Below are 9,578 nucleotides of genomic sequence, written 5' to 3' on the forward strand. Positions count from 1 at the left end.
ACATTTGGGTAATGACAAGCAACGATAGTTTGATCTGGATCTAGTATCGAGCTATTGAATTAAGCTGAGGAGCAGGGATTGGCTATATAATGCATCGGCTTAAAATTTAGACCGCAAGTTGCGGTGAGATACCTTTGATTTTTTGGTGGTAAGGAAATTTTTATTATGCTACGGATATTATTACTTGTTTCATTCGCTTTAATTTCTGCATGTTCATCGAACCCGATGGCTATATCTTCTCAGCAGGAACTTCAAAACCCGACAGCCGAGGAAGCTCAGGTGGTTTTTCTCCGCTCAAGCTTTGTTGGTAATGCCGTCAATGCGTCTTTATATGAAGTTAATGGCGATAAGGTAAAGTTTATTGGTGTGCTCGCTAACGGTACTAAGATTCCTTATAAGACCACGGCGGGAAAGCATGTTTTCATGGTAGTCTCAGAGGCTGCTGACTTTATGGAAGCTGATTTGAAGCCTGGTAAGAACTACTTTAGTATCGCAACGCCAAGAATGGGAGCTTGGAAAGCCCGCTTTTCTCTATGGCCCATTAAAAATAGCACGGATGCAAAATTCAATACTTCAGATTCTGAATTCAAGAACTGGGTAGAAAAAACCAAGCTAGTTGAGAATACTGAAAAGTCCTTATCTTGGTATGAGAGCAATAAGAACAGTGTAAAAGCAAAATACAAGAAGTACTGGCCGGTTTGGCTAGAAAAAAGCAAGGAAGACATTATGAAGCGTACGCTTTCACCTCAAGATGGTATGTGATTTTTCTGCAACTAAAGGCGTGTTTTACACGCCTTTTTTCTGTCTGAGGCTTCCTCAGTAAAACCTGGTTTATACAGCTACATTTTTTAAGGGTAATGCATTGGCTTATCTTCTATTTGGTGCTGGGGTCATTTTATTATTTGGCCTTTCTATTTTGTTTGCTATCGATGGTTTCTATGAAGAAGCTCTTGCTTATGGTGGTTTCGGAGGTCTGCTAGTTTCCTTTACAGCTATTATTTGTTTTACATAAAGCCTAAAGATCAGCAGGTATCCCGAGATAAGTTGCTATTTTGGCTGATTAATAACGAGCAAGAAATACGGCAGTATGGTTCTCGCTACAAGCGCGAGAATATAAAAATGGATACTCTCATTGTTCGTTATACGATAGTTTACTCGGCGATTATTTTCTGCCGCCGAACATACAGTAACTTCTATGTTAAGGCTTCTGATGCGGCTTTTAATGTTAAGTGTTTAAGCTTGTTGTCTAATTTTCTGTTAGGGTGGTGGCAGATCCCTTTTGGTGTTTATTACACACCAAAGTCTCTTTATGAGAACCTTTTAAGTAAAAATTCCATTACCGTTGCGGAGTTTTTTGAAAATAAAGATTTCTATCTTGAAGATATGGGGTTGGTCCAATAAGGGAGGCCTATGAAAATAGAAGAGCATTATCCGTCATGTGGTGGCGATTAATTGCCTCGCTAGACGGTCAGGGTTTTTATGGCTGTTTTGAATGTCAAGACTGCACTGCAGCCTTACCGGACCAGGTTATTGCTGATCAACAGCAAGCTGTGGATGGTGTTTACTATTTTAGTCGTTGTGTTTTTGGGCTATCCAGAGGTTTCGAATCCGCCTGATTTCTGGGCGTGTGGTATTATTGTCGTTCTGGCTTTATTATTTGTGTTAGTTTCATGCGAAGTCTATTTAAAGCTTATTAAAAAAAGGTAAGAATTTTAGCGAAGCGGTAGTCTCATATTGCTTGCGATATGCGCGCGTAAAATTTACCGGGTAAATTACCTGTAATGGTTTACTTAATAATAATATGAAAATACTACCGTTTGAGCGTTACAGCTTACCCACAAATTTGGGCCAAGAAGAGCTATACAGGGCTATAGATGAAGCTTGCCGCTCAAGAGGCTTTGCTGGGCCGCGCAGATCTATCCATGGTCGTCGTGATGGCAATGACTTTAAAGTTTATCGCGCCATTCGTTATCAAAACACCTTTTTGCCTTATGCCTTTGGTAGGATTCAGCCTGATGGCGGAAGGGCATCTGTTGATATCACTTTGAGGATGAATCTATTTGCTATCGTCTTTATGCTTGTTTGGTTGGGCGGTACTTTTGGCATTGCATTAGTGGAGATGCGCGATATTAATGGCGGAGAGCCAAAAGTCCCTTTTATTATGTGTGGGGCTGGCTATCTTTTAATGCAGGCCGCCTTTTGGTATGAAGCATCCCGTATTAAGTCGCTTGTAGAGAAAATGGTGTATGGCCAACAACTATAGTGCCCTTTACCTTATAGCAGTCCAAAAAATAATCTCAGGAAGTATTGGCAATGAAAATGAATTATTTTGTCTTCGGCACTAACGATAAACAAAAAGCCGTAGCCTTCTATGATGCGTTTTTTTAAAGACTGCGGTTTAGTAAAAGCCCATGATGAGGGGCGCATGACCCTATGGGCCAATGAAGAGATGATGTTTGCCGTAGCTGAGCCTTTCGATGAGCGGCCCGCTACTCACGGCAATGGTACCATGCTGGGCCTTAATCTTGGCTCTGCGGCCGAGGTGGATCGCTTATATGAGCTAGCTTTAGAGCTTGGCGGTTCGAGTGATGGTGAGCCGGGTGTGCGATCGGGCCGATATTCTGCGTATATTCGCGATTCGGATCAGAATAAAATCTGTTTGTTTGAATAAGCCATTTATCAACAGGCGGCCTTTTTGATAGCTGCCACTTACCACGGAAAAGCCTCGTCAAAGCTAAGGTAAAACAAGCTCGCATGTGCAAGCGAGCTGCTAAGCTAATATGTAGGCTATCAAGGTCTGGAGGATAAGATGGATTGTAAGAAAGCCAAGCAAATCAATATCACGGTTTCAATACTGTTTGCCCTTGCCATGTTGCTAAGCTCATTCTTTATTGTCGATACGGATTTGTCGCAGAATGTGGTCTTTATGCTAATCGCAGTTTGGCTTGCGCCATTTTTTTATCTTAGTAAAAAAAGCCGTGAAACGAGTTCTTAGACCGAGTTTTAATTTAGTCCCAGTGTTAATTAGGTAGATGAATATGGACTACTTATTTGTATACGGCACTCTAGCCCCTGGGCGAGTTAATCATCATGTTGTGGCGGACATTCCAGGCGTATGGTGTGAGGCTACAGTGACGGGGCGCTTACTAGAAGAAGGCTGGGGCGCTGAAATGGGCTACCCCGGTATCGAATTACCCCAAGTGGATGTGAATCCAGAAGAATACACTGGCATTAATGGTTATGTATTGGAGTCTCCAAATCTGGCAGATTTTTGGGGTGCGCTAGACGAATTTGAAGGCGAGGGCTATGTTCGAGTGCTCACCGAGGCAAAGCTGTCAGACGGACGCACCGTGAGTGTCAGCGTTTATACCCTTGCTGAAACCTAAGGGATTCTTTAAAGGAATTTGATATATGGAGCATATTGATTTATCAGGTGCCATTTTGGCATTCGGTATTGTCTTTTGGCTAGCGGGCGGGGCCAAATGGCTAGCTGAGAAAACTCGGCAGCTTAAGTTGGAGAATGATTTGAAGGAAAAAGAGCTTAAGGATAGCTGAAGCCCAGTTTTCCTGCGCTATAGGAGAGAAAATGAAGCGTATTGAATTAGTATGCTTTTCTTTGATCATCGCGTCGTTTTTTGTCTTAGTGATTTCAATGGATTACTGGGCTATTTTAGAGGGCACAGAGACTCAGTTGTCAGGAATTATTGCTGAGATTAGCTCGGCAGTTCCTGGCGGGAAGGTATACAGTGAGCCGACTTTAGTTTCGGGTGATTCTGGAATAACAGAGTTTAGAGCAATAGCTCTGGTATTAGCTTTTTCTGCGGGTATGAACCTCTTCGCAATAGCTCTTGCATCTTGGCATAGGTTTAAATCTGGCCCATTTAAGTTATATGTACCTTTGATAGTTGTTTCTGCTGTGTTGATTGTGGCTATTTCATACGTTGCAGTGAAATCCGCTATATTTTTCTAATCTGTAACGTAGCAGCGGTAAGGGGAGCGACTTAGTGGAGTTGATTTTTATATTAACAGTGGTCCTAGTTTTTCTTATTGTTTTTACGATTGAAGTGATAGCGCCGGCTTCTAAAAACAGCTGTGATAAGCGTTGGCTGATTTTGTCTTCGGGTGTAAATGCTTTTCAGTCTATTTTTACTGTGGTGGCTGGTTTGGTGTTTACGCAGACTTTTTCACAGACCGCTGTTTTTCAATTGTCTACGCATAATATCGTTGTGCAAGGTGCCGCTGGATTCGCTCTGACCAGTTTTATAGCTTACTGGTGGCACAGGGCAATGCATAAATTTGATTTGCTGTGGCGGATATTCCATCAATTACATCATAGCCCGCGTCGGATTGAGGCGTTAAGTTCTTTCTATATGCATCCGCTAGATGGTATTGCTGCTACCTTTCTTAACGCTATGTCTTGCTATGTGATCTTGGGGTTGAATGCTTACGGTACGGCAATTAGCCTGCTAATTGCTGCCATTTACAACATATATATTCACGCGGATTTAAGAACCCCATACTGGCTTGGCTTTCTTCTACAGCGACCAGAGATGCACAGGGTCCATCATAAGCATATGCACCATAGTCATAATTATGGTTTAGCAATATGGGACTTACTTTTTGGAACATTCGAAAATCCGAGAGTGTATGTTAAAGAGGTGGGGTTTGATGAGGATAGAGAGCGTAAAATTTACGACATGCTACGTGGACGAGATGTTTATAAAATGAAGTCGTGAATTGCTATCAGTGATAAAGATCCATAAGCCAGCCAGATTTAAACATTAGTTCTGCCCCAATTGATTCAAAAGTGTTGTTCTAATATGACAGCTCTATATATGAACAGATTTGTGACGCGCAGCTCGTAGCACTTAAATGTATTTACCGCTCAACTGAATGGCTTTGGCTCACTACGCTCTGCAACCCACACAATCAACGGCAAAATCACTCCCCACAAAAACGCACAAATAATCCCCGTTACCATGAGCTCGTAACCAAAGCTGACCGCGCCGAGTTTATTGGCGGCGATGTAGCTGCTGGCGCCACCGAATGCACCGAGAACGGGAAGTAGCAACTTGCGCTCCCACAGCGGTCGAAAGCTGTGCCTTAGGGTGGCGCCGAAGCATAGCCAGATGCAGCCCAGCCAAATTGGGGCCGGTTGAAGGCTGTTTTCAAATTGCCATACAGAGGCCATCGCTAATACATTGTCTAGGGCGAAGCCAAGAATGCCCACGATAAGAATGAGTTTGAGATCTAGTTGGCGCTCGGGCGTAAAAAACAAATGGAGGGCCACAAGCAGCAGCGCGAGCGGCACGGCTAGGTTGCCGTAGAGAACTAGGCTCCACCAGCACAGCTGAAAACCGATCATATTGGCCCCAAACCAAAGGGCGCTGCTGCTATTGGGCATGTCTTGCTCCTGCATATATTCCTTGTGTTTACGGCTGGTCAGCGCTTTCAGATCAGTATTTATTGCAAAGAATGCCTAAATTCTATGTTTTTGCGTGTTCCGCACAGCGGAATTAGTTGCTAGTATAGCGGAATTGATTCTGCATAGGTGTGTGTTGTGATACGAGATCAAGAGAGCCACAAGGCCCTGCTAGAAGCCCTTGGGCGCTATGTTAATGAGCGTCTGCGTCCACTAGAAGATCAGGTTGCTGAGGACGACAATATTCCTGATGAGGTCGTGCAGGAGATGCGCGAAATGGGCCTGTTTGGGCTAACTATTCCTGAGGAGTACGGCGGCCTTGGTCTGACTATGGAAGAAGAGGTGCACGCGGCGATGACTCTAGGGGGCACTTCGCCAGCTTTCCGCTCCTTAATAGGCACCAATAATGGCATTGGTTCTTCGGCGCTCATCTTTGATGGTAGCGACGAACAGCGACAGCGTTATTTGCCGAAGCTGGCCAGTGGTGAGGCGATTGCTTCATTCTGTCTCACAGAGCCGGATGCTGGCTCGGATTCAGCTGCTTTAAAAACTCGCGCTCGTAAGGAGGGCGATCAGTATATTCTTAATGGCAACAAGCGCTTTATTACCAATGCGCCGCGTGCCGATTTTTTTACCGTGCTGGCCAGAACGGATCCGGATCAGCCAGGCGCTCGTGGAATTTCAGCATTTATCGTAGATGCAAAAAGCCCCGGCATTAGCTTGGGGGCGAAAGACAAAAAAATGGGACACGCGGGCTCTCATACCTGCGATGTAAACTTTGACGATGTGGCGGTGCCAGCCGAAAACCTAATTGGCGGTGTAGAAGGTAAAGGCTTTTATACCGCCATGAAGGTGTTGGATCGGGGGCGTTTGCATATCGCAGCATTGAGTGTTGGTATTGCTCAGCGCTTACTGGATGACTCAGTTCGTTTCGCTTCAGAGCGTCAGCAGTTTGGTAAACCCATCGCCGAGCATCAAATGATTCAAGCCATGTTGGCGGATTGCAAAACCGAGATTTATGCCGGGCAGGCAATGGTATTAGACTGTGCTCGTAAACGAGACGATGCTTTGCCACACAGTACTGAAGCGGCCTGCTGCAAATTGTTTTGTACAGAGATGGTCGGACGTGTAGCCGACAAGGCTGTGCAAATTCATGGCGGCAGCGGTTATATATCGGATTATGGTGTTGAACGTTTTTATCGCGATGTGCGTTTGTTCCGTTTGTACGAAGGCACCAGCCAAATACAGCAGATGGTGATTGCAAGAAATTTAGTGAAGGAAGCCGGAATTTAAACCCCGTGCAGGAACCTGGGGTCAGAACCCGTGGGTTCTGACCCCGCTGTTAAGTGGTAGATGTATAAGGCCAGCAAGGTTTTTAGAAGAAAGTCGAAGCCGATGATTGGGCTTTGACGTTGAATTTAAACCTGTGCAGGAACCTGGGGTCAGAACCCGTGGGTTCTGACCCCGCTGTTAAGTGGTAGATGTAGCAGGCCTGTAAGGTTTTTAGAAGAAAGCTGAAGTAGATGGTCGGGCTTGGGTAATGGATTTAAAGCCGTGCAGGAATTTGGGGTCAGAACCCAAGGGTTCTGACCCCTATAGCCCCGAACAAGAATTTTGGAAAGAAACATAACAGAGGAATAATAATGAATATCGACTTTTCCCCGGAGGAAAAAGCCTTTGAGGCTGAGGTGCAGCAGTTTCTTGCTGATAAGCTACCCAAAGAGATCAGTGAAAAAGTCTTAGCGGGCACTCCTACCAGCAAAGACGATCATGTACGCTGGCAGAAGATTCTAGCCGAACAAGGTTGGGCGGCAGTGAACTGGCCGGTGGAGTATGGCGGTACTGGTTGGACGCCAACTCAAAAATACATCTGGGCTAATGAATGCGCCAAAGCCGGTGCGCCTGATGTTGTGCCATTTGGTATGAAAATGGTTGCCCCTGTTATTTACACCTACGGTAATGAAGAGCAAAAGCAGCGCTTTTTACCGGATATTTTGAACAGTAATGTATGGTGGTGTCAGGGTTATTCTGAGCCGAATGCTGGTTCTGATTTGGCTTCCTTAAAAACCACCGCGGTACGCGATGGCGACCATTACGTCATTAATGGTACCAAAACCTGGACCACCCTAGGTCACTACGCTGATTGGATTTTCTGTTTGGTACGCACCGGTGACGCCAATACCAAAAACCAAGAAGCGATCAGTTTTGTGTTAGTTGATATGGATGATCCGGGCATTACGGTTTCTCCTATTATCACGCTAGATGGCCATCGTGAAGTTAACGAAATCCATTTCGATAATGTTCGTGTACCTGTAGAAAACCGAATTGGTGAAGAGGGTAAAGGTTGGACTTACGCTAAGGTGTTGCTAACTCATGAGCGTACCGGTATTGCCCGCGTTGCCCACTCCAAAGTGCGTTTGGAAAAACTTAAGCGCCTTTCCGAAGAGTCCTCTGCTGGCTTGGGTAGTCTTGCAGAAGATTCTCGTTTCCAAGCCAAGTTGCTGGATGCTGAGATTGAGTTACAAGCTTTGGAGTTTACAGAGCTACGTACCTTGGCGGCCGTAAGTACTGGTAAAGCACCTGGTCCAGAATCCTCTATCTTGAAGATTAAAGGCACTGAAGTTGCTCAGGCGATTGATGAGCTGTATATGGATGTCGCTGGCTACTATAGCTTGCCCTTTGTTAAAGAGCAGTTTATGCCAGAGTACGAAGGTGAACATGTCGGTCCGGGCACAGCTGCAAATACAGCACCGAAGTATTTCAATAATCGCAAAGCTTCCATTTACGGCGGCAGTAACGAAATTCAAAAAAATATTATCTGCAAAGCGGTATTAGGTTTATAAGGAGCGCGACATGGATTTTTCTTTATCTCAAGAGCAGCAAATGCTGCAAGACAGTGTCGCCAAGTTTGTACAAAACGATTACGACTTCGACACCCGTATGGCAACCGTAAACAGCGATGCCAATTTTAACCAGGATTTCTGGAATCTATTCGCCGAGCTGGGCTGGCTGATGGTACCTTTTTCAGAAGAAGATGGTGGCATGGGTGGCGGTGCTGCTGATGTTATGGTGTTAATGGAAGAGTTTGGCAAAGGCATGCTAATGGAGCCTTACCTAGCCAATGTGATTCTAGCCGGTGGCTTGTTGGCTAAATGCGGCAATGAATCACAAAAGGCCAATCTGGCAGAAATTATGGCAGGTCAGCAGCAGTGGGCTTTTGCCTACACCGAAGCTGATAGCCGTTACTGCTTGCATAAAGTTAGCTGTCAGGCAGAGAAGGCTGGTGATGGTTTTAAATTAAATGGCCAGAAGTCGGTGGTGTTTAATGGCGCTGCGGCGGATCACTTTGTTGTTTTGGCTCGTACCTCTGGTGATTCTGCTGATAAAAATGGTTTGAGCCTTTTTCTTGTAGATGCCAATGCTGAAGGCGTAAGCCGCAAAGCTTATAAGTTACAAGATGGTAGCAATGCTGCGGAAGTGAGCTTCAATAATGTTGCACTTGCAGCAGATAGCGTACTGGGCGAAGAGGGTAATGCTCTTGCTGCTGTAGAGGCTGTTATCGATCAAGCTACCTTGGCTGTTTGTGCTGAAGCTGTAGGTGCTATGGGTGTTAGCTTAGAGAAAACCGTTGAGTACACCAAAACTCGTGTTCAGTTTGGCGTGCCGATTTCTAAGTTCCAAGCTTTACAGCATCGCATGGCGGATATGTTTGTTGAGCACCAGCAAGCTAAATCCATGTTGCTACGTGCGGTAATGCTAAGTGAGCAAGATCCAGCGGCCGCGGCCAAAGCTATTTCAGCGGCTAAATATCGCATTGGTACAGCGGCGCGCAATATCGGTCAAGAATCTGTGCAGATTCACGGTGGAATTGCCGTTACTGATGAGCTGGATGTCGGTCACTACTTTAAGCGTCTAACCATGTTGGAAATGATGTTTGGTAACAGTGATTACCACGCTCAGCGTTATCAGGCGTTAGCCTAAAGCAAAGAATGGGGTCAGACCCCAAAAGGGTCTGACCCCGCTGTTCAGTGGTAGGTTTTTCCGGTCTTATTTGATCTATAAAGATTAGCTGAAGCAAAATTGTTGGGTTTAGGCACAGAAATGCAAATCGTGCAGGAACCTGGGGTCAGAACCCTTGGGTTCTGACCCCGCCTTT

Annotated in this window: 15 protein-coding genes; 14 read left to right on the plus strand and 1 reads right to left on the minus strand. The window is 45.3% G+C overall.

Features of this window, described 5'->3' with window-relative positions:
• Positions 1-165: 165 nt before the first annotated feature.
• The 11 genes from Q1A08_RS19780 to Q1A08_RS19830 all read left to right on the plus strand — a co-directional run bounded on the left by Q1A08_RS19780 (position 166) and on the right by Q1A08_RS19830 (position 4,736).
• Positions 166-762: a hypothetical protein gene (locus Q1A08_RS19780; protein WP_299776132.1), complete on the plus strand. Its 597-nt coding sequence runs from the start codon at positions 166-168 to the stop codon at positions 760-762.
• Between the two features lie 100 nt (positions 763-862).
• Positions 863-1,012, plus strand: a complete 150-nt coding sequence (locus Q1A08_RS19785) for a hypothetical protein (protein WP_299776133.1) — start codon at positions 863-865, stop codon at positions 1,010-1,012.
• Between the two features lie 107 nt (positions 1,013-1,119).
• Complete coding sequence (locus Q1A08_RS19790; RefSeq protein WP_299776134.1) at positions 1,120-1,401, plus strand: hypothetical protein; 282 nt, start codon at positions 1,120-1,122, stop codon at positions 1,399-1,401.
• Between the two features lie 35 nt (positions 1,402-1,436).
• Positions 1,437-1,616, plus strand: coding sequence for a hypothetical protein (locus Q1A08_RS19795; RefSeq protein WP_299776135.1), 180 nt, complete (start codon positions 1,437-1,439; stop codon positions 1,614-1,616).
• 185 nt (positions 1,617-1,801) lie between these two features.
• A complete protein-coding gene (locus Q1A08_RS19800) occupies positions 1,802-2,263 on the plus strand; it encodes a hypothetical protein (RefSeq protein ID WP_299776136.1) in 462 nt (153 codons plus the stop codon).
• 108 nt (positions 2,264-2,371) lie between these two features.
• Positions 2,372-2,671 carry a VOC family protein gene (locus tag Q1A08_RS19805; RefSeq protein WP_299776137.1) on the plus strand — a complete coding sequence of 100 codons (300 nt, stop codon included), beginning with the start codon at positions 2,372-2,374 and terminating at the stop codon, positions 2,669-2,671.
• A 138-nt stretch (positions 2,672-2,809) separates the two neighbouring features.
• On the plus strand, positions 2,810-2,995 hold the full coding sequence (locus Q1A08_RS19810) for a hypothetical protein (RefSeq protein ID WP_299776138.1): 186 nt from the start codon (positions 2,810-2,812) through the stop codon (positions 2,993-2,995).
• A gap of 43 nt (positions 2,996-3,038) precedes the next feature.
• Positions 3,039-3,386: a gamma-glutamylcyclotransferase family protein gene (locus tag Q1A08_RS19815; RefSeq protein WP_299776139.1), complete on the plus strand. Its 348-nt coding sequence runs from the start codon at positions 3,039-3,041 to the stop codon at positions 3,384-3,386.
• Between the two features lie 25 nt (positions 3,387-3,411).
• Entirely contained in the window at positions 3,412-3,555 is a 144-nt protein-coding gene (locus Q1A08_RS19820) for a hypothetical protein (RefSeq protein ID WP_299776140.1), read from the plus strand.
• Positions 3,556-3,586: 31 nt separating this feature from the next.
• Positions 3,587-3,970 carry a hypothetical protein gene (locus tag Q1A08_RS19825; RefSeq protein WP_299776141.1) on the plus strand — a complete coding sequence of 128 codons (384 nt, stop codon included), beginning with the start codon at positions 3,587-3,589 and terminating at the stop codon, positions 3,968-3,970.
• Positions 3,971-4,004: 34 nt separating this feature from the next.
• Positions 4,005-4,736: a sterol desaturase family protein gene (locus Q1A08_RS19830; protein ID WP_299776142.1), complete on the plus strand. Its 732-nt coding sequence runs from the start codon at positions 4,005-4,007 to the stop codon at positions 4,734-4,736.
• Between the two features lie 149 nt (positions 4,737-4,885).
• Here the strand turns inward: Q1A08_RS19830 and Q1A08_RS19835 are convergent, their stop codons facing one another.
• Positions 4,886-5,404, minus strand: a complete 519-nt coding sequence (locus Q1A08_RS19835; protein WP_299776143.1) for a DUF2878 domain-containing protein — start codon at positions 5,402-5,404, stop codon at positions 4,886-4,888.
• Positions 5,405-5,560: 156 nt separating this feature from the next.
• Here Q1A08_RS19835 and Q1A08_RS19840 point away from each other — a divergent pair, with 156 nt between their 5' ends.
• The 3 genes from Q1A08_RS19840 (at position 5,561) to Q1A08_RS19850 (ending at position 9,403) form a co-directional block, all read left to right on the plus strand.
• On the plus strand, positions 5,561-6,715 hold the full coding sequence (locus tag Q1A08_RS19840) for an acyl-CoA dehydrogenase family protein (RefSeq protein ID WP_299776144.1): 1,155 nt from the start codon (positions 5,561-5,563) through the stop codon (positions 6,713-6,715).
• 350 nt (positions 6,716-7,065) lie between these two features.
• Positions 7,066-8,265 carry an acyl-CoA dehydrogenase family protein gene (locus Q1A08_RS19845; RefSeq protein ID WP_299776145.1) on the plus strand — a complete coding sequence of 400 codons (1,200 nt, stop codon included), beginning with the start codon at positions 7,066-7,068 and terminating at the stop codon, positions 8,263-8,265.
• Between the two features lie 10 nt (positions 8,266-8,275).
• Positions 8,276-9,403: an acyl-CoA dehydrogenase family protein gene (locus tag Q1A08_RS19850; RefSeq protein WP_299776146.1), complete on the plus strand. Its 1,128-nt coding sequence runs from the start codon at positions 8,276-8,278 to the stop codon at positions 9,401-9,403.
• Positions 9,404-9,578: the final 175 nt, after the last annotated feature.

Source organism: uncultured Pseudoteredinibacter sp. (genome assembly GCF_947500695.1).
GTDB lineage: Bacteria > Pseudomonadota > Gammaproteobacteria > Pseudomonadales > Cellvibrionaceae > Pseudoteredinibacter.

What these genes read in the sequence shown, in the direction of transcription:
- Q1A08_RS19780 (WP_299776132.1), top strand. Translation starts at nt 166, where the DNA reads ATGCTACGGATATTATTACTTGTTTCATTCGCTTTAATTTCTGCATGT.
- Q1A08_RS19790 (WP_299776134.1), top strand. Translation starts at nt 1,120, where the DNA reads ATGGATACTCTCATTGTTCGTTATACGATAGTTTACTCGGCGATTATT.
- Q1A08_RS19795 (WP_299776135.1), top strand. Translation starts at nt 1,437, where the DNA reads ATGTGGTGGCGATTAATTGCCTCGCTAGACGGTCAGGGTTTTTATGGC.
- Q1A08_RS19800 (WP_299776136.1), top strand. Translation starts at nt 1,802, where the DNA reads ATGAAAATACTACCGTTTGAGCGTTACAGCTTACCCACAAATTTGGGC.
- Q1A08_RS19805 (WP_299776137.1), top strand. Translation starts at nt 2,372, where the DNA reads ATGATGCGTTTTTTTAAAGACTGCGGTTTAGTAAAAGCCCATGATGAG.
- Q1A08_RS19810 (WP_299776138.1), top strand. Translation starts at nt 2,810, where the DNA reads ATGGATTGTAAGAAAGCCAAGCAAATCAATATCACGGTTTCAATACTG.
- Q1A08_RS19815 (WP_299776139.1), top strand. Translation starts at nt 3,039, where the DNA reads ATGGACTACTTATTTGTATACGGCACTCTAGCCCCTGGGCGAGTTAAT.
- Q1A08_RS19820 (WP_299776140.1), top strand. Translation starts at nt 3,412, where the DNA reads ATGGAGCATATTGATTTATCAGGTGCCATTTTGGCATTCGGTATTGTC.
- Q1A08_RS19825 (WP_299776141.1), top strand. Translation starts at nt 3,587, where the DNA reads ATGAAGCGTATTGAATTAGTATGCTTTTCTTTGATCATCGCGTCGTTT.
- Q1A08_RS19835 (WP_299776143.1), bottom strand. Translation starts at nt 5,404, where the DNA reads ATGCCCAATAGCAGCAGCGCCCTTTGGTTTGGGGCCAATATGATCGGT.
- Q1A08_RS19845 (WP_299776145.1), top strand. Translation starts at nt 7,066, where the DNA reads ATGAATATCGACTTTTCCCCGGAGGAAAAAGCCTTTGAGGCTGAGGTG.
- Q1A08_RS19850 (WP_299776146.1), top strand. Translation starts at nt 8,276, where the DNA reads ATGGATTTTTCTTTATCTCAAGAGCAGCAAATGCTGCAAGACAGTGTC.